Source organism: Rhizobium sp. 007, assembly GCF_015353075.1.
In the GTDB taxonomy this organism is placed as follows: Bacteria; Pseudomonadota; Alphaproteobacteria; order Rhizobiales; family Rhizobiaceae; genus Rhizobium.
This window is the reverse complement of the sequence record NZ_CP064187.1, coordinates 4,096,517-4,114,122: the sequence shown is the minus strand read 5'-3', so window position 1 is coordinate 4,114,122 and position 17,606 is coordinate 4,096,517. Positions and strand designations below refer to the sequence as shown.

Genomic DNA, 17,606 nt, shown 5'->3' with positions numbered 1-17,606 from the left:
TTAGTGCTTCACCGAACTGTTACCAATTTGTAATTGTCGGCTCGGCCGGCTTCCCTTGAAAAACCACATTCGCGGTCACAAATCAGGTGTACCGGCGTTTGATCGCGCCGAGGGTCTGATTACCGGCTTGTCCCCCGCCGCATCAGGCTTGGACAAAGGCCTTATCCCCCTCTCCGGGCCTTTGTCCCCATTTTCAAGCCGCCATGGCCAACCTCCAGGCCATGGCGGCTTTGTTTTTTGGCGAAGATGCACATTTATGAAGCTAAAGGACAAGTTTTAATCCATCGCATGCGATTTGTTGCATTGTTTCGCGTCAGTTTTTGAGCCTAACTGCAATCATGGGATTTAACAGGATGGATTCGGGAGCATACCTTGCCAGCCAGTTGGCCAAGGGTTTTGCCCGCTCGCTGCAGCAGCGCGCGGCGCGGCTTGGTTTTTCTCCCGGGCAATTCCCGATCCTTCTCGAACTTTGGGCGGAAGACGGCCTCACGCAGAAGCAATTGCTCGAACGCGTCGATATCGAACAGGCGACGATGGCCAATACGCTTGCGCGGATGGCGCGCGATGGCCTCATCGAGCGCCGTCCCCATCCTTCAGACAAACGAGCGCAACTGATCTTCCTGACGCCCAATGCGCGGGCCATCGAAGATGAAGCGGTCAAGATCGCACGTGAAGCCGATCTGGCGCTTTTCCAAGGCTTCAAGACCTTCGAACGCGAACTGATGCTGGAATATATCCGCCGCCTCCTCGAAAACGCGAAGAAAATCTGACCGTCTACGCCCTCCCTTGTTTCGATTTTTCTTCCTCGAAACGTCCCCGCCTTTGGTCTATCGTCCGGCCGAATCTCGAAAGGAGTCGGAAATGACAGACGTAACCCCGGTGCTTTCGCGCGCCGATCAGAACCTCGGTTCAAGCCTGGACAGATTGTTCGAGTTGCTGTGCATCAAATCGATCTCGACTGACCCGGCGTACAAAGTCGAGTGCCGCACGGCTGCCGAATGGCTGGTCGCCTATTTGAAGACACTGGGTTTCGAAGCTTCCGTTCGCGATACTCCCGGTCACCCGATGGTCGTTGCGCATCATGCCGGCGCCAGCGCGGATGCGCCGCATGTGCTGTTTTACGGCCACTACGACGTTCAACCGGTCGATCCCATCGAGCTTTGGGAAAACGATCCCTTCGAACCAGCCGTCAAGGACATGAACAATGGCCGCAAGATCCTGACGGGCCGCGGCACCGCCGACGACAAGGGCCAGCTCATGACCTTCGTCGAAGCTTGCCGGGCCTATAAAGAGGTCAACGACGCGCTTCCTTGCCGCATCACTATCCTTTTCGAGGGCGAAGAGGAATCCGGCTCGCCGTCGCTCAAGCCCTTTCTGGAGGCAAATGCGGCAGAACTGAAGGCCGACTATGCGCTTGTCTGCGATACCGGCATGTGGGACCGCGAGACCCCGGCGATTGCTGCTGCCCTTCGCGGCCTTGTCGGTGAAGAAGTCGTCGTTACGGCGGCCGACCGCGATCTGCATTCCGGGCTTTTCGGCGGCGCGGCAGCCAATCCAATCCATGTCCTGACAACAGCGCTTGCCGGTCTCCACGACGAAACCGGCCGCATAACACTCGAGAAGTTCTATGAAGGCGTCGAGGAAACGCCTGCAAACATCAAGGCCTCATGGGAAAAGCTCGGCCAGACCGCTGAGGACTTACTGGGCCAAGTCGGCCTTTCGGTGCCGTCTGGTGAAAAAGGCCGTTCCGTTCTGGAACTCACCTGGGCGCGCCCGACGGCTGAAGTCAACGGCATATGGGGCGGCTATACTGGCGAGGGCTTCAAGACAGTGATTGCCGCCAAGGCGTCGGCCAAGGTTTCCTTCCGCCTCGTCGGCAAACAGGATCCGGCAAAGATTCGAGAGACGTTCCGAAACTATGTCCGCTCGAAGATTCCGGCCGATTGCTCGGTCGAGTTCCATCCCCATGGCGCTTCGCCGGCAATTCACCTTGCCTATGATTCTCCGGTGATCACGAAAGCGAAGAACGCGCTTTCCGACGAATGGCCCAAGCCCGCCGTCGTTATCGGCATGGGCGGCTCGATCCCGATCGTCGGCGATTTCCAGAAAATGCTCGGCATGGAATCGCTGCTCGTCGGCTTCGGCCTCGCAGATGACCGGATCCATTCGCCCAATGAGAAATACGAACTCGCCTCCTACCACAAGGGCATCCGCTCCTGGGTGCGCATCCTCGACGCATTGGCAGCTTGAACAAAAAAGCGTCCCTCGCGATGATTTACGCGGGGCACGCATTCAGACAAAAAACAAAGGCCGGATAAACCGGCCTTCATCATCCGCTTCGCTTCAATGCCAGTACATCCGTGGTCAAGGAAAAGGCGGACTTTGCAGCCAAGATTGATCCCGAAAGGTTAACACGCCGTTAAAGCGCCCCAGCAGTCGGAATGATATGGAAAACGGCAAACGCTTAAGGCGCGCACAGCATCCACTTGGCTGCGATCTGTTGAGCGTCATATCGGAAATCGCTCCGCCACTTCCAAGGCCCAGAGCCCCGATTCTTCCGTTCAAGCTGCATTCATGCAACACGCGCTATAAACCATTGGAAGACTAGTCGAATGATTGCCGGCTAACAAAAGTCGGCGAGCCTCCGGCTATGCCCGGAACCGGCAAAAGCCGGAGTTAAAAACAAATACCGGATGTGGCTTGACGCTGCCTCCCAGGGAGTTGAAAACGTGAAACGCACCCTCTTGAAAATTGCCGCGACCGGTATGCTCTTGTTTGCTCCGGCGATCGCTCAGGCGGCAGAAGGCTTCGCGACGACGAACGTCAATATGCGGGCCGGCCCAAGCACTGCATATCCGGCGGTCACCGTAATTCCGGCCGGCGAATCCATCGAAATCTACGGCTGTCTTGCCGACGTGCCATGGTGCGACGTGGAGTTCTACGGCGGCCGTGGCTGGGTGCACGGCGGATATGTCCAGGCACTTTATCAACAGCGCCGCGTTTATGTCGGGCCTCAATATTATCGCCCGCTCGGTATTCCCGTCGTTGCCTTCAGCTTCGGCAGCTATTGGGATCGTAACTACCGCGACCGTGACTTCTATCGCGACCGCGATCGCTGGCGCCGCGGACCGGACTTCGATCGCGACTCGGATCGCCGTGAAAGACGCCGGGACTTTGACGATCGTCGGGATCGCCTGCCGGACTTTGACCGTGATCTGCGCCGCGGCGATCGCGATCGCGATCGCGATCGCCGGAACTTCGAACGTCGAGACGATGATGGCAATCGCGTCATCCGCCGCGGCGACGACAATCGTAACCGCAGCGATCGCGATCGCGATCGCCGGAACTTCGAACGTCGAGACGATGATGGCAATCGCGTCATCCGCCGCGGCGACGACAATCGTAACCGCAGCGATCGTGACAACGACCGCCGGAACTTCGAACGTCGAGGCGATGATGGCAATCGCGTCCGTGGCGACGATAATCGTAACCGCCGAGGTGGTGACAATGACCGCCGGAACTTCGAACGTGGAGACGATGATGGCAATAATCGCGTCCGCGGCGACGACAATCGTAACCGCCGAGGTGGTGACAATGACCGCCGGAACTTCGAACGTGGAGGCGATGATGGCAATAATCGCGTCCGTGGCGACGACAATCGTAACCGCGGCGGTGGTGACAATGATCGCCGCAGGCCGCAGCGAGGTGCCTGCCAACCGGGCGAACCGGGTTGCCGGAACTAACGTGGCCCAGGGGCGGCAGAGATGCCGCCCTTTCTTTTGCGATAGGCTGCATAGAAAAAGCCCGACGCTCCAAGACGGAGGCGCCGGGCCTGATTTCGATCGGCCGTGTTGAGGGGAGACGACCGATCCATAACGGGACTTGAGGGCTGTCCCGCTATATAAGGAAACTAGCGGGACAGCTAAAGGTTCCAAATTACCAAACGGAAGCTTTGCGATCAGAGCCTGCCACGAGTTCACGCATCTCTGCAAACGGACCATGCAGCATTTTCAGGCGGCTTTCCTCCATCTTGCTCAGCCGATGCTGCCGGGCAAACTCATGGATGCTCCAGATCTCGCGAAGCCAGGTCTCGTCTATTCTCTTAAGGTCAATGCTCATATTAAATGCCTAGCTACTACGCTTATTGCTTTTTTCTTCGGCGTAAGGTTGCGCGATATATGTCAGTTTCGTGACAGCCGCAACGAATGGCAGCCATGCGCAAACGGCAGGGCTGAAGCGCCGTCGGGACCGCTTGCCTGCAGTCTTAACCACCCCTTAAATCGCCGTATTTAAAGTCCACCCGGATGATTGCGCAAAGAGCGCTTGCGACATATGGGGTGCGGCCGGTCCACGATGGCAGGTAGGGGCAGATCACGCGATAGAATCGAACCGTCCTTCAGCGGCCGTAGCCGCTTTGAAGAGGACGACGATTTCTCGCTGGATGACGACGATCGTATCGCGGGCCGACGCGGAACCAAACGTTCTTCCTCGGACGCAACAAGAACCCGCGCACCCGACAGGAAAAGGCGCAGCAGACGCGAGCCGCCGGAACGCCAGGATGGCGGTCTCTTCAGCTTCATCCGCCGCGTGGTCTATTGGTGCATCGTTCTTGGTATTTGGGCCGGCATCGGCGCAGCTGGGCTGGTTTTCTACTACGGCTCGCGCATGCCGAGCGCCAGCACCTGGGCGATCCCTGAACGGCCGCCGAACGTCAAGATCACATCTGTCGATGGCAGCGTGATTGCCAATCGTGGCGCCACCGGCGGCGAGGCGCTATCGCTCGATCAGATGTCGCCCTACATCCCTGAAGCGATCATCGCGATAGAAGACAAGCGCTTCTACTCGCATTTCGGCGTCGACCCAATGGGGCTTGCCCGCGCCGTCGTCAACAACCTGACGGGCCAGCCGATTCAGGGTGGCTCCACCTTGACGCAGCAGCTCGCCAAGAACCTCTTCCTTTCGCCGGATCGCACTCTGGAGCGCAAGGTGCAGGAAGTGCTGCTCTCTTTCTGGCTCGAGCAGAAATATACGAAGGATCAGATCCTGGCGATGTATCTGAACCGCGTCTTCTACGGCTCGAATGCCTACGGCGTCGAGGCCGCCGCCCGCCGCTATTTCAACAAGTCCGCGCGTGACGTGAACCTCGGGGAAGCGGCTTTGCTCGCCGGTCTCGTCAAGGCGCCGTCACGTCTCTCTCCGGCCCGCGACCCAGACGCCGCAAACGCCCGTGCCCAGGTCGTACTGCAGGCCATGCGCGACCAGGGCTATATCACCGACAACGAGGTGAAGACGGCGATGACGCAGACGCCGTCCAAGGCGAAGAGTTACTGGTCGGGCGCTGGTCAATATGTGGCCGACATGGTTATGGACGAGCTACCCGGGCTGGTCGGCGAGGTGAAAGAGGACCTCATCGTCGATACGACGATCGACAAGGGGCTGGAAAAAAAGGCTGAGCAGTCGCTCAACGACATTCTCGGCAAGGACGGCGCAAAGCTCGATGCGTCCCAGGCCGCCCTCGTCTCGATCGACGGGACTGGCGCGATCCGAGCGCTTGTCGGCGGCAGGGATTATGCCGAAAGCCAGTTCAACCGCGCGGTCAAGGCGAAGCGCCAGCCGGGCTCCTCTTTCAAACCTTTCGTTTATGCCGCCGCACTCGAAAAGGGTCTGACGCCCTATTCCGTCTTCAACGACGCACCGATTCGCATCGGCAACTGGACGCCTGAAAATTATGAAAAGAAATACAATGGCGAGGTGACACTCGCGACCGCGCTTGCGAAGTCGTTGAATACCGTCGCCGCCCAGCTCGTCATGTATGACGGGCCGGAGCAGGTGATCAAGCTTGCGCACCGACTCGGCATCGAGACCGAGCTGCAGCCGAATGCCTCGATCGCGCTTGGCACGTCTGAAGTGTCGCTCACGGAGCTCACCGCTTCCTACGCCGCCTTCATGAACGGCGGCTATAAGGCAACCCCGCATGTGATCCGCCGGGTGACGACCGCCGAGGGCAAGGTTCTCTATGAGAACACATATGACAACCCGCCGCGCGTTGTTTCTGAAACGGTCGCCGCCAACATGAATGCCATGATGATGGGCACGATCGAGACCGGCACGGGCAAAAGCGCCAAGATTCCTGGCTGGCAGGCGGCCGGCAAGACAGGCACGACCCAGAATTCGCGCGATGCGCTCTTCGTCGGTTTCACCAGCAATCTGACGACCGGTGTCTGGTTCGGCAATGACGACGGCACGCCGATGAAGAAGGTTACGGGCGGCGGCCTGCCTGCGAAGGCATGGCAGGAATTCATGATTGCCGCGCACAAGGGTCTTTCTCCAGCTCCGCTTTTCGGCAACGGCCAGTTCATTGCGGACCCGAATGGGTTCGGCAATCAGCCGATGGCGCAGGCTGAACCGCAGCCGATGCAGGAGCAGCCGACAACGATCGGCGGCATCATTTCCGGCGTTTTCGGAGGTGGGAGCAGCACGGAGGCGCAAACATCGTTTCCACCGGCACCCGGTCAGCAGCAACAGGCCGTGGCCGTCCCGGGAGGACCGATTCCACCGGGAGATGTCGGCAGCCCTGCGGCCACCTCTTCCGTCCAGCCGCGCCGCACCACGCTGCTTGACCTGATCATGGGCCAATGAGCGAAGCCGCTCATGCTCGGTGCAAGCCGGCTTTGGTAAGTCCACGGAGATGCGAAGGACGGCGGACTTTTTTCGCTCACTGTAGAAAGTGAATGCAACACGTTCGTTTTGCTGGATTTCGGGCTCATTCTCGCCTTGCAGTCAAGAAAACCGCTCCTTATATACGCCGCATCACCGCAATCACGATTGCGTTAATTCCGAAGACCCACATCCCGTAAGGGGCTGTCAGGGAAACGCCTTCTCGGGGTTCCGACAGCTTGCTTCAAGGAGTAAATGACATGGCAAAAGTAATTGGTATCGACCTCGGAACGACAAATTCCTGCGTCGCTGTCATGGACGGCAAGGACGCGAAGGTCATTGAGAACGCGGAAGGCGCGCGCACGACTCCTTCCATGGTAGCATTTACCGACGACGGCGAACGCCTTGTCGGCCAGCCGGCAAAACGCCAGGCCGTCACCAATCCGACGAATACGCTCTTTGCCGTCAAGCGCCTGATCGGCCGCCGCTACGAAGATCCGACCGTCGAGAAGGACAAGGGTCTTGTCCCTTTCAGTATTTCGAAGGGTGACAATGGCGATGCTTGGGTCGAAGCCAATGGCAAGGGCTATTCGCCCGCGCAGGTCTCCGCGATGATCCTTCAGAAGATGAAGGAAACGGCTGAATCCTACCTCGGTGAAAAAGTCGAGAAGGCCGTCATCACGGTTCCGGCATACTTTAACGACGCGCAGCGCCAGGCAACCAAGGATGCTGGCAAGATCGCGGGTCTTGAGGTTCTGCGTATCATCAACGAGCCGACCGCAGCGGCCCTCGCTTACGGGCTTGACAAAAAGGAAGGCAAGACGATTGCCGTCTACGACCTTGGCGGCGGTACCTTCGATATTTCGATCCTCGAAATCGGTGACGGCGTCTTCGAAGTGAAGTCCACCAACGGCGACACCTTCCTCGGCGGTGAAGACTTCGACATGCGTCTCGTCGAATACCTCGTTGCAGAGTTCAAGAAGGACAACGGCATCGACCTCAAGAACGACAAGCTCGCACTGCAGCGCCTGAAGGAAGCTGCCGAAAAGGCCAAGATCGAGCTCTCGTCCTCGCAGCAGACCGAAATCAACCTGCCCTTCATCACGGCTGACGCTTCCGGCCCGAAGCACCTTACGCTGAAGCTGACGCGCGCCAAGCTTGAAAGCCTGGTCGACGACCTCGTGCAGCGCACGATCGCGCCGTGCAAGGCAGCCCTCAAGGATGCCGGCGTCACCCCGGCTGAGATCGATGAAGTCGTTCTCGTCGGTGGTATGAGCCGCATGCCGAAGGTTCAGGAAGTCGTCAAGCAGCTGTTCGGCAAGGAGCCGCACAAGGGCGTCAATCCGGATGAAGTCGTTGCGCTCGGCGCTGCCATCCAGGCCGGCGTTCTGCAGGGCGACGTCAAGGACGTCCTGCTGCTCGACGTGACCCCGCTGTCTCTGGGCATCGAAACCCTCGGTGGCGTCTTCACCCGTCTGATCGAGCGCAACACGACGATCCCGACCAAGAAGTCGCAGACTTTCTCGACTGCCGATGACAACCAGCAGGCCGTCACCATCCGTGTTTCGCAGGGCGAGCGCGAAATGGCTGCCGACAACAAGCTGCTCGGCCAGTTCGACCTCGTCGGCCTGCCGCCGGCGCCGCGCGGCGTTCCGCAGATTGAAGTTACCTTCGATATCGACGCGAACGGCATCGTGCAGGTTTCGGCCAAGGACAAGGGTACCGGCAAGGAACAGCAGATCCGCATCCAGGCTTCCGGCGGCCTTTCGGACGCCGACATCGAAAAGATGGTCAAGGATGCAGAATCGCATGCCTCGGAAGACAAGAAGCGCCGCGAAACCGTGGAGGCCAAGAACCAAGCCGAAAGCCTGGTTCACTCGACGGAAAAATCGCTGAAGGATTACGGTGACAAGGTTTCCGAGGCCGACCGCACCGCGATCTCCGATGCGATTGCGGCTCTGAAGTCTGCAGCCGAGGCGACCGACCCGGACGCCGAGGATATCAAGGCGAAGACGCAGACCCTCATGGAAGTGTCCATGAAGCTCGGTCAGGCGATCTACGAAGCCCAGCAGGCGGAAGCCGGTACGGCAGATGCTTCGGCAGGTGATGACAATGTCGTTGATGCCGACTACGAAGAAGTCAAGGACGACGACCGCAAGAAGTCCGCATAATCCGCGGCGAAGCGGTTATGCTAAACACTGCAATCCGGCTGCCCGAGGGCAGCCGGAAATCCATTTCCGGGGTTTAAATTGGCAAAAGCGGACTTTTACGAAACTCTGGGCGTCGCCAAAACGGCGGATGAAAAAGAGCTGAAAAGCGCCTTCCGCAAACTGGCAATGAAATATCATCCGGACAAGAACCCGGACGATAAGAGCGCCGAAATCAAATTCAAGGAAATCAACGAAGCCTATGAAACGCTGAAGGACCCGCAGAAGCGTGCGGCCTACGACCGTTATGGTCACGCAGCCTTCGAGCATGGCGGCATGGGTGCTGGCGGCTTCGGCGGCGGTGCGGGCTTCGCCGGTGGCGGCGGCTTCTCCGACATCTTCGAAGACATATTCGGCGAGATGATGGGTGGTGGCCGGGGACGGCAGCGCTCATCGGGCGGACGCGAGCGTGGCGCCGACCTTCGCTACAATATGGAAATTTCGCTGGAAGAGGCCTTCTCCGGCAAGACGGCGCAGATTCGTGTTCCAACCTCGATCACTTGCGATATGTGCTCGGGTTCCGGCGCCAAGCCCGGCACGCAACCGAAAACCTGCGGCACCTGTCAGGGCTCCGGCCGCGTTCGCGCGGCGCAGGGCTTTTTCTCGATCGAACGAACCTGCCCGACCTGTCATGGCCGCGGCCAGATCATTCCCGATCCATGCCCCAAGTGCCATGGCCAGGGCCGCGTAACAGAAGAGCGTTCGCTCTCGGTCAATATTCCGGCTGGTATCGAAGATGGCACGCGCATCCGCTTGCAGGGCGAAGGCGAGGCCGGCGCGCGCGGCGGACCGGCGGGCGATCTCTATATCTTCCTGTCGGTGAAGCCGCACGAATTCTATCAGCGCGATGGAGCCGACCTCTATTGCGCCGTTCCGATCTCGATGACGACGGCAGCGCTCGGCGGCACTTTCGATGTGGCGACGCTCGACGGCACGAAGTCGCGGGTCACCGTTCCGGAAGGCACACAGGCCGGCAAGCAGTTCCGCCTCAAGGGCAAGGGCATGCCGGTGCTGCGTTCCAGCCAGACGGGCGATCTCTACATCCAGATCCAGATCGAGACGCCACAAAAGCTCTCGAAGCGGCAGCGCGAACTGCTCCAGGAGTTCGAGCAGCTTTCCTCGAAGGAGAACAACCCGGAATCGACAGGCTTTTTTGCGCGCATGAAGGAATTCTTCGAGGGATAAGGACTGGCACGCAAACACAGCGCAGGTTGAAAGCCGGGTTTCATCCCGGCTTTTTTCATGCCCTGCAAGGGGTCGCCCAGACATGTTCGCTCACGTTAGTCGAGGAAACGCTCCTCCCGATGCCAGTTCTGGGCATCCATGCTGGGTGCAGTCTCGGTTGGTTAGGCAGACGCAGCGACTGACCCTCAGGTCATGATAGTGCTTCCCGTTCTGGAAGAACTCCTTCAGGCGCCCGCTTACGACAAAGCGCAAATCAGGATCGGCGGGTGCGTATCTGCGATCGAAAACCTTGTGGATGCAGCACGAAGTAGAAGCTCATTGCTGGCCTCGTGCTCACCGCCGGCTCCATGGGCTCTGATGTGCGCGCATCACGCGGGACCTCGGTCACGACTGCGTCGGCAAAACAGGCTTTGCAAAAGGGAGGCATATGACAGCGCATGCCGTGATGATTGCGACCATCATCCACGCTTCGTTGAGCGCTTGGACGGTTGCCGCGGTCTGAACAAGGGGGTTCAATATTGCTGTCGTGTCCGCATCAAAAGCGCCAGTGTGGCCGGCAACGATCTGGGCCGGCGCGCCGATGAACTCGGCAGCCTCCAAATTCCCTGCCTGCAAGCGATCCCAGAGCTTTTGTCCAAGCGGCTCCGAGCGGGTATATAGTATGGTATCGATGAGCGCGATCCCAATTGCGCCGCCAAGGTTTCGCATCAAATTGAACAGACCACTTGCATCTGGAACACGCTCGGGCGGCAGCGTGCCGAGCGCCAGACGGGTCGGCGGCAGAAGGCAAAACATGATGGAGACGCCTCTTATGATCTGTGGCCAGAACATTGCGTCATAATCTGAGCGAGGGTTTTGCGAAGCACTCATACCGATGCCGATTGCAAAGAGCGCGAAGCCGACCGCGGACAGCAGGCGGGGGTCCATTCGCTTTTCGAGCGCAACAGCAATTGGCGCTGTACATAATTGCGCGATGCCGGTTACGAGCATTGTCATACCGATTTCGAATGCGTTATGTCCTCTGACAAAGGCCAGAAACACAGGCATCAGATAGACAGAACCGAATAGACCGAAGCCGAGGATGAAGCTTAGCGTCGAGCCCACCATAAAGTTTCGATCTTGGAAATTATGAAGCTCTACCAACGGCCGGGCCCGGTGGAGCGATCGCCATATGAATGCCAATGCTGATAGGGCTGAGACGGCGAACAGGCCACTGTCATATGCTGACATCCAGCCGCTCGTGGGCGCTTCCTTCAATCCAAGCTCCAGCGTAATCAGAGCGACGGCCATCGTGACCAATCCAACCCCGTCAAGCCCGCGAAGTTCCCAGACGTCGACGCGCTCTTGAGGGAGCGATCGCATTGCAACAAGAGCGGCAAGAATTCCAGGAATGATATTGATCAAAAAAAGCCAATGCCAGGAGTAGGTCTCTGTCAGCCAGCCACCGACAATCGGCCCGACAGTCGGAGCGAGGACGGCAAGAACGCCGGCAATGGTCGTGGCAAGGGCTTGGCGCTCGTTTGGAAACAGAATGAACACCGCCGAGAAGACAGCGGGTATCAGCGTTCCGCCTGAAAAGCCCTGCAGAACCCGCCAGGCGACGAGTTCACGGAAGCCGCTGCTGATCGCACACCCCGCCGACGCGATCACGAACAGGACCAGCGACGTCACGAACAGCCATCGCATGGTGAGAAAACGCGTCAGGAACCCGGTTAACGGGATGGCGACTACCTCGGCAATCAGATAGACGGTCTGAATCCAGCTCATCTGCTCGGGATCGATGTCGAGAGCAGCCTGGATCGTTGGCAACGACGTCGCCACAACTTGCACATCCAAGATCGCCATAAACATGCCGATGCACATGGCGAAGAAACCGATCCAAATGACGCTCTGGCGGCGATCGGTAAGATCAGAATCAAGCCGGTTCGGCATGGGACAATCCTGCAAGTGCGGCATTCTCGGCCTTGACGCGAATAGTCACAATGATTGCATTGGCGATGGAAAACAGAAGTGCATAAAGTGGCAAAACCGAGTGGGAGTGCCGCGATCTCGCCCATCACGACAACATAGTTCGGATAGCGCAAGAAGCGATACGGGCCCTTGGAAACAATCGTTCCGCCCAGCGCCACAATGATGCTCGGAAAACAAAACGGTCTGATGATAGCGCTATCTCAGTTCAGGCGGGTCCAAATCTGGGTCTTGCACAATACGCTCGTCGCGCAGCCCCGGAGTTTGAGGCTGTTTCCCGATACGGTGAGCCTGCCGCTATAGGTTGTTTTGGTCCGGGGATCTGTGAGCCGGCCGGTATATGTATCCGCCCTGCCTGAAAAGAAACCGATCTGCTGTCCCGCATATCGCCCGCTCTTTGCCACAATGCAATAATTCGCTCCGCAATGGTCGATCACCGACGTCTCGCCGTTTTCCGTCTTCCAGGTTCCCACCACTGTATCGGCACCACTCGCGACGCTGGCTATCAATATGAAGATTGTTACAAAAACAGTCCTGATCGTCACTTGGAAACTCCCATTGCGATCTCTGCTGATATGTAACGGCAATAGCGTCATCGAGTTCCTCGGACTTCTGATAGGCTATAGTGCAAAATGTCAGTGCTCTCACCGTCGCGACTGAGCGTGATTTTTGATCGGATGATCCCCAAGCTGGCCGTGATCGAAGCACGCGCGCCGCTTTGGAGCCTAATTTTGGAGCGGCCGATAGACGGTAAACCGCCACCCGGCACATGGCGGCATGTCTCAAAACCACACGAATCCAGAACCGCTCCGTAGAGCCGGCCATTTCTGTTCCAATTTGAAACAGAGAAAACCGGCAATACGTCCTGCGTTAACGCAGGCTGCGGATGCCGCTTGCAACCTGCTGAAATGCCATCACTACTACCCGCATAATTCTGGGGAACAAACCAATTGAAGGTCACTTCCATGACGGCAGCAGCCTCCTTGTCCTTTCAGCCGGATGACGTCGACGTCCTTGCCGGCGCGCTTTATACTTGGTGTGCCGAGCGCAACATCAAGCTCCGCAGCCAGCAGGGCCTTTCGATCGCCAGCATCGCGATCGACCTTTATCACGCCGGGCATCACACGCAGGACGACTTGCTTGTCGCGCTGCACGAGCGCGAACTTCATTAGAATCCCGAAACAAAAAGAAACCCGCCTGCGGCGGGCATAAGGTACCGGGATACTCTTTTGCTATCGCCGGAATCGGAGCGTCAGGCAGCCTTTTCCGCGCTCATCAGCGTCAGAATGGTTTTGACCGCTTCCTTGCCCGCGGGCGAGTGAAGCCTGTCATAATTGACAGCCAGTTCATAAGCCTCGGGGCTTAGCGCAACTTTTGACGGGAATTGCGACGTTTCCGCGCCTTCAAAGAGTGCGGAGATCTCAACGCCAAGAAAGACCGCGATCTGGTGCAACTTGCTGGCGGAGACCCGGTTGGTGCCTTTTTCGTATTTCTGAATTTGCTGGAACGTCAAACCAAGAGCTTCCCCCAGCTCCAGTTGCGAGACACGGCGGCGGGCGCGGAGCTGTCTGACATTGCGACCGACGAGGATATCTACGGGATCAGGCACCTAGCATTCCCTCATATATTAACGAATTGCTAACGATACTATGCCGGTTCTTGAGCAGAACTCAACCCGATAGTTGCAAAATTCAACCGACTTTTTTTGGGCTTTACGCTACGTCAGGGAAACCAAGCGTCAGTGCGTAGATCGGCGCATGAGCAGGATTGCGCAGACCAACCAATTCGCCTATCCGCGTATGGCTCAGAGCCGCGGTTGGGCAAGCCGTCATGCCGTGCGCCGTGGCCGAAAGCATGATGTTTTGCCCAATGTGCCCGGCCTCGATCAAAACCACGCGGTAGGCGTTGGCATCGCTATATTTCCACATGCTGCGGTCCATATGGGCAACGAGTACGATCATGCAGGGCATGGTATCCGCCCACTCCTGGCCGCCCACCAGATCGCCGAAAGAGGGCGAAGCGTCCGATATCTTTGCCAGCGAATGCTCGAAGGCCGAATAGTGATAGATTCCTGGCGCCAGCCCGTCGACCGCCTTCACAAAAACATAGGCTTCATAAGGGTTGCGTGCGCCGCCGGACGGTGTCATCGACAGCGGCAGCGTCACCACCGAATTTCGTGCAGTACCTGTAATCCCAAGGCCTGCGAAAAGCGCTTCGGAGAGCGCGTGCAATGACACGGCTTTCGTAAGGCCCTTGCGTTGAGTCCGCCGCCTCGCCATCAGCTCCAGCAAGGAATTTCCGGAGGGTTCGGCGGATAACGAAATGACATCGCCTTGCCCCGAATTGAGGCTGTAGAGCTCGATCTCGCCATCGCTTGCGAGCGCAGCGCGCTGCAGATCTTCGGCCTCATTAAGGGACATGTAATCGGGGTCCTGAACGCAAAAATGCATCAGGGCGGCGGGCACGCCCCACTTCCAATGCTGACGGAAGGCGTCCTCTCGCATCTCAAGTTCGGATCCTTCGACGACGAGTGCGGACATCTCGACAAGCGCCACAAGCGTTTCATCGAGTTCGTCCTCACTATGGCCGGGCGCTTGATCGCGGATCGCGGCGCGATCACTCCACTCGGCAATAGCGCCCAAAAAATCCAGAAGGTCCGGACTGCACTCGAAGACAGCCTTGGTGAGGAAATTACAGGCTACGAACTCGGCACCATCATTATGGAAGACGAGCGTGCGGGAGGAACGATAGCGCATCGCAGAAAAATGCCCGCCGCAACTCATTCGCGCGGCAGGCATCTCATCGCTTAATCGATGCGGAACATCATGCCGCGGCTGACAAAAGTCGGCTTAGCCTTGGCTGCGGTAACCTTAAGGTTCGGCTTGCTCTTCTTCTGCATGCTCCATCTCCTCGGTTCGAAAGCAATCGGTGTTGATCGCAGCCCGAACAATGAGGCGCCAACTGAAAATATTCGATTAATTCGCAAATATTAGTTTGATACATCACAGTGGCGTATTGCTTCAATTTAAGTCAAAATCCTGGAATTTCTGAATTAAAATCGTTATTTTTGTGTTTATACAGAAATATCTAGCCGAAAAACGTGAACTATGCCAATCATAATGCGCGAATGAACTCGACAAGACGCCGGAGAAAGCACGATGGCCCATAAAAAGACTGCACAAGCCGAACAAACGCTGAATTTGGATGACGGGGTCGGTGACTATACGATCGACATGCTGAACACGCTGATCGCGCAAAGCCGCAGCGCCCGGCAGCCGATGCTGACCTACCTCTTGTCAATGGCGCTGATCGAGGCGCACCGCGTCAACGTCGATCACGCGCCCGCGACCCATGAAGCCGGGCTGTCGCTCAACTAACCGAGATCGCGTGTGACCGAAGAGATGAAATCGGCACGCTGCTGGGTAATCATGTCCCGTACGATCCGCGGAACGGCCTCATCGGCCGTTCGGTAGACTTTCGCGAGGCGCAGCGCCGTTCTGAGGTTTATCTTCGTGCTCAGCGGCACCATCACAACGGCGCTGAAGGACGGTCCAGCAGGCGTAAAAATCATGGCGTGCCCTCCAAGCAGCTTCTCGGAGAATGGCAGCCACCGAAGGCGCATCAGCGTCGGCTCTTGTGTACCAATCTGATTGGCTGCGACGAAGGAAAGGCAATTGAGCCGCTCGACGACGATGCCTTTGTGATCGCCGGTGAAGCGGGACCAATATTCGCCCTTCTTGATCGCTCGATTGGTAAGTCGCCGGAAAGTCGTGGCGCTTCCCTGCTTGGCAATAACAACAACGGCACAAAGTAGGCTCTCCGGCGTACCAGGGATCGTCATGTAGGCATGATAAATGCCGGGTGCGATACCGGCGGAAGGATCGGCAAAGAGGAGCGGTTCCAGGGCATCCCTCGCCGCAGACAAGATGCGTTGCGCCGATGGACGGCCGTGGTCCAAATCGACCGCAACCGGCCGCTGGTACATCTCTTCCTCGGTCACACCGAGATATTCACAGATCCTCTTTACAGAGGCCCGGCCCGGTGCGCGCCGCGCCTGAAGATAGGATTCAATCTGCGAGCGGCCGATTTGCATACCGCGCGCGGCAGCGCTGATGCTGCCTGCCTTGGCAAGGCAGAGGCGCCGCAGATTTTCGGCGAAATTCTCAAGTGCAGACATGTCCGCGATGGCTTCCAGGAGATGAGTCGGCCTCAAACTAGCGGCTCAAAAGACGGAACACAAACGGGCGGCAAGACAAATCCGGGGATGATCCGATTGAGCCTGATCTGCGCGGCGGCGATACACAGTGCCGGCAGGCCATGTGCTCTGCCGGTATTTTTTTCGTTATGATTCAACGATGAATGAAGCGATGCGCCGGACAGCCGGCGTGACCCGCAACAGCACCGGAAAAGCGGCGACCCAAGACAGCACCCATGCGGATGGCCACATGGCCAAAGCAAGCGGGCCAACGCCCTGCATGGCGACGATACTGATGGCGGAGACGACGCCTGTCATCAGCATCGACAAGATAAACGGCACGGCAATCGTGTTATTGCGTGTGGAGAGTTTGCCATAGGGCATTGAATTTCTCCGTAAGATATCGGACGAACCAATGCGAATGCCCAGGTGGCGGATTGCGCGTTGATTGACGTAAACGCTTACGGAGCTTTGCTTGAAGCAACGGTGTTCCTATGCCGAAAGCCCCATCCCAATACAAGCTTTTGATCGTGCCATGCGTCCGTCATTCCCGTCACAATCGAATCGGATAAGATGCCGCTGGTTTTGACATGGGGGGTATCATTGTTTCTGTTCTCGAAGTTAGTCTGGGTCTTCGGCCAGCCGCTATCGCTGGTGTTCTTCCTAATTCTCTTCGCATTCCTTGCCGTCGTTCTCCGCTTCAGGAGCCTCGCCGTATTTTTCTCGGCGCTCGGCACACTGCTGCTCTTCGTCATCCTTTTCACCACAACAGGCAATTACCTCCTCCAGGATCTGGAATTGCGGTTTCCAAAGCCGGACCGTGATCCGGATAATTTGCAATGCATGATCGTTCTCGGCGGCGCGTTTGAAAATGAAGTGAATACGACCAGCCACGGAATCGAGTTCAATGCAGGCGCGGACCGTTTTATCGAAGCGCTACGGCTGGCGCAGCGATATCCGCAATCGCGTATTCTGATTTCCGGCGGGGATGGCTCGATGTCTGGAAAATATGAAGGCGATGCGGCCGCCTCGGCGCGCTTCTTTCCGCTTTTCGGGATTGCGCGTGAACGGCTTGTCGAAGACAGAACATCCCGCACGACCTTCGAAAATGCGATTAATACCAAGGAACTGCTTGCAAGCCAGGGACTTTCGAACTGCCTGATGATCACATCCGGCTATCACATGCCGCGTTCGGTCGGCATTTTCCGCAAGCAGGGCATCGATGTCGTGCCGTGGCCGACGGATTTCCGGACGGATGGTCATGTAGCGCTGGGCATCGACTTCACGCAGCCGAGCCTCAATGCCCTGAACATGGCGACCGCCGTGCGCGAATGGTTCGGTCTCGTCGGCTATTACTTTGCTGGTCGAACGTCCGAGCTCTATCCAGCCTGAAG

At 57.8% G+C, this 17,606-nt stretch carries 16 protein-coding genes and 2 pseudogenes; 9 read left to right on the top strand and 9 right to left on the bottom strand.

Annotated features, from left to right (window positions below):
* Positions 1-353: 353 nt before the first annotated feature.
* The 3 genes and pseudogenes from ISN39_RS20015 to ISN39_RS20005 all read left to right on the top strand — a co-directional run.
* Positions 354-770 (top strand): MarR family transcriptional regulator, encoded by a 417-nt coding sequence (locus ISN39_RS20015; RefSeq protein ID WP_074066233.1) that lies wholly within the window; start codon positions 354-356, stop codon positions 768-770.
* A 91-nt stretch (positions 771-861) separates the two neighbouring features.
* Entirely contained in the window at positions 862-2,250 is a 1,389-nt protein-coding gene (locus ISN39_RS20010) for a M20/M25/M40 family metallo-hydrolase (protein ID WP_194728625.1), read from the top strand.
* Positions 2,251-2,729: 479 nt separating this feature from the next.
* Positions 2,730-3,446 (top strand): annotated as a pseudogene (locus ISN39_RS20005) (SH3 domain-containing protein); the annotation flags it as partial.
* 490 nt (positions 3,447-3,936) lie between these two features.
* Here the strand turns inward: ISN39_RS20005 and ISN39_RS20000 are convergent.
* Positions 3,937-4,119, bottom strand: a complete 183-nt coding sequence (locus ISN39_RS20000; protein ID WP_194728624.1) for a hypothetical protein — start codon at positions 4,117-4,119, stop codon at positions 3,937-3,939.
* Positions 4,120-4,353: 234 nt separating this feature from the next.
* Between ISN39_RS20000 and ISN39_RS19995 the strand changes: the two genes are divergently transcribed.
* From ISN39_RS19995 to dnaJ, 3 genes are all read left to right on the top strand, one after another.
* Positions 4,354-6,639 carry a transglycosylase domain-containing protein gene (locus ISN39_RS19995; protein WP_194728623.1) on the top strand — a complete coding sequence of 762 codons (2,286 nt, stop codon included), beginning with the start codon at positions 4,354-4,356 and terminating at the stop codon, positions 6,637-6,639.
* 278 nt (positions 6,640-6,917) lie between these two features.
* Positions 6,918-8,828, top strand: a complete 1,911-nt coding sequence (dnaK, locus tag ISN39_RS19990) for a molecular chaperone DnaK (RefSeq protein ID WP_194728622.1) — start codon at positions 6,918-6,920, stop codon at positions 8,826-8,828.
* 78 nt (positions 8,829-8,906) lie between these two features.
* Positions 8,907-10,049: a molecular chaperone DnaJ gene (gene dnaJ, locus ISN39_RS19985; protein WP_194728621.1), complete on the top strand. Its 1,143-nt coding sequence runs from the start codon at positions 8,907-8,909 to the stop codon at positions 10,047-10,049.
* Positions 10,050-10,433: 384 nt separating this feature from the next.
* Here the strand turns inward: dnaJ and ISN39_RS19980 are convergent, their stop codons facing one another.
* From ISN39_RS19980 to ISN39_RS19965, 4 genes and pseudogenes are all read right to left on the bottom strand, one after another.
* The gene (locus ISN39_RS19980) at positions 10,434-11,981 is read right to left on the bottom strand and encodes a DHA2 family efflux MFS transporter permease subunit (RefSeq protein WP_194728620.1); all 1,548 of its coding nucleotides are present in this window, start codon (positions 11,979-11,981) and stop codon (positions 10,434-10,436) included.
* Positions 11,965-12,184 (bottom strand): annotated as a pseudogene (locus ISN39_RS19975) (isoprenylcysteine carboxylmethyltransferase family protein); the annotation flags it as partial. The pseudogene ISN39_RS19975 and the gene ISN39_RS19980, both read right to left, overlap by 17 nt.
* Positions 12,185-12,220: 36 nt before the next feature.
* Entirely contained in the window at positions 12,221-12,613 is a 393-nt protein-coding gene (locus tag ISN39_RS19970) for a DUF2147 domain-containing protein (RefSeq protein WP_194728619.1), read from the bottom strand.
* Positions 12,610-12,984 (bottom strand): hypothetical protein, encoded by a 375-nt coding sequence (locus ISN39_RS19965; RefSeq protein WP_194728618.1) that lies wholly within the window; start codon positions 12,982-12,984, stop codon positions 12,610-12,612. Before ISN39_RS19965 ends, ISN39_RS19970 begins: the two co-directional genes overlap by 4 nt.
* Between ISN39_RS19965 and ISN39_RS19960 the strand changes: the two genes are divergently transcribed.
* Positions 12,983-13,189, top strand: a complete 207-nt coding sequence (locus ISN39_RS19960) for a hypothetical protein (protein WP_039843519.1) — start codon at positions 12,983-12,985, stop codon at positions 13,187-13,189. The two genes, ISN39_RS19965 and ISN39_RS19960, sit on opposite strands and share 2 nt — an antisense overlap.
* An 80-nt stretch (positions 13,190-13,269) precedes the next feature.
* Here ISN39_RS19960 and ISN39_RS19955 read toward each other — a convergent pair whose 3' ends face one another.
* Complete coding sequence (locus ISN39_RS19955; protein WP_022713250.1) at positions 13,270-13,626, bottom strand: helix-turn-helix transcriptional regulator; 357 nt, start codon at positions 13,624-13,626, stop codon at positions 13,270-13,272.
* A gap of 103 nt (positions 13,627-13,729) precedes the next feature.
* Positions 13,730-14,773: a SagB/ThcOx family dehydrogenase gene (locus ISN39_RS19950; protein WP_194728617.1), complete on the bottom strand. Its 1,044-nt coding sequence runs from the start codon at positions 14,771-14,773 to the stop codon at positions 13,730-13,732.
* 402 nt (positions 14,774-15,175) lie between these two features.
* On the opposite strand from ISN39_RS19950, the gene ISN39_RS19945 reads away from it, so the two are divergent.
* A complete protein-coding gene (locus ISN39_RS19945) occupies positions 15,176-15,394 on the top strand; it encodes a hypothetical protein (protein ID WP_074066226.1) in 219 nt (72 codons plus the stop codon).
* On the opposite strand, the gene ISN39_RS19940 is transcribed toward ISN39_RS19945, so the two are convergent.
* Together ISN39_RS19940 and ISN39_RS19935 are read right to left on the bottom strand one after the other, a co-directional pair.
* Positions 15,391-16,194: a helix-turn-helix transcriptional regulator gene (locus ISN39_RS19940; protein ID WP_074066225.1), complete on the bottom strand. Its 804-nt coding sequence runs from the start codon at positions 16,192-16,194 to the stop codon at positions 15,391-15,393. The genes ISN39_RS19945 and ISN39_RS19940 overlap by 4 nt on opposite strands.
* A 165-nt stretch (positions 16,195-16,359) precedes the next feature.
* On the bottom strand, positions 16,360-16,596 hold the full coding sequence (locus ISN39_RS19935) for a DUF2798 domain-containing protein (protein WP_194728616.1): 237 nt from the start codon (positions 16,594-16,596) through the stop codon (positions 16,360-16,362).
* A gap of 219 nt (positions 16,597-16,815) precedes the next feature.
* On the opposite strand from ISN39_RS19935, the gene ISN39_RS19930 reads away from it, so the two are divergent.
* Positions 16,816-17,604, top strand: coding sequence for a YdcF family protein (locus ISN39_RS19930; protein ID WP_194728615.1), 789 nt, complete (start codon positions 16,816-16,818; stop codon positions 17,602-17,604).
* The last annotated feature ends 2 nt before the right edge of the window (positions 17,605-17,606 follow it).

Coding starts and splice junctions, on each gene's coding strand:
- ISN39_RS19960 (WP_039843519.1), top strand. CDS start 12,983: ATGACGGCAGCAGCCTCCTTGTCCTTTCAGCCGGATGACGTCGACGTC.
- ISN39_RS19940 (WP_074066225.1), bottom strand. CDS start 16,194: ATGTCTGCACTTGAGAATTTCGCCGAAAATCTGCGGCGCCTCTGCCTT.
- ISN39_RS19980 (WP_194728620.1), bottom strand. CDS start 11,981: ATGCCGAACCGGCTTGATTCTGATCTTACCGATCGCCGCCAGAGCGTC.
- ISN39_RS19935 (WP_194728616.1), bottom strand. CDS start 16,596: ATGCCCTATGGCAAACTCTCCACACGCAATAACACGATTGCCGTGCCG.
- ISN39_RS20010 (WP_194728625.1), top strand. CDS start 862: ATGACAGACGTAACCCCGGTGCTTTCGCGCGCCGATCAGAACCTCGGT.
- ISN39_RS19965 (WP_194728618.1), bottom strand. CDS start 12,984: ATGGAAGTGACCTTCAATTGGTTTGTTCCCCAGAATTATGCGGGTAGT.
- ISN39_RS19995 (WP_194728623.1), top strand. CDS start 4,354: ATGGCAGGTAGGGGCAGATCACGCGATAGAATCGAACCGTCCTTCAGC.
- ISN39_RS19945 (WP_074066226.1), top strand. CDS start 15,176: ATGGCCCATAAAAAGACTGCACAAGCCGAACAAACGCTGAATTTGGAT.
- ISN39_RS20015 (WP_074066233.1), top strand. CDS start 354: ATGGATTCGGGAGCATACCTTGCCAGCCAGTTGGCCAAGGGTTTTGCC.
- ISN39_RS19970 (WP_194728619.1), bottom strand. CDS start 12,613: ATGACGCTATTGCCGTTACATATCAGCAGAGATCGCAATGGGAGTTTC.
- ISN39_RS19950 (WP_194728617.1), bottom strand. CDS start 14,773: ATGCGCTATCGTTCCTCCCGCACGCTCGTCTTCCATAATGATGGTGCC.
- ISN39_RS20000 (WP_194728624.1), bottom strand. CDS start 4,119: ATGAGCATTGACCTTAAGAGAATAGACGAGACCTGGCTTCGCGAGATC.
- dnaK (WP_194728622.1), top strand. CDS start 6,918: ATGGCAAAAGTAATTGGTATCGACCTCGGAACGACAAATTCCTGCGTC.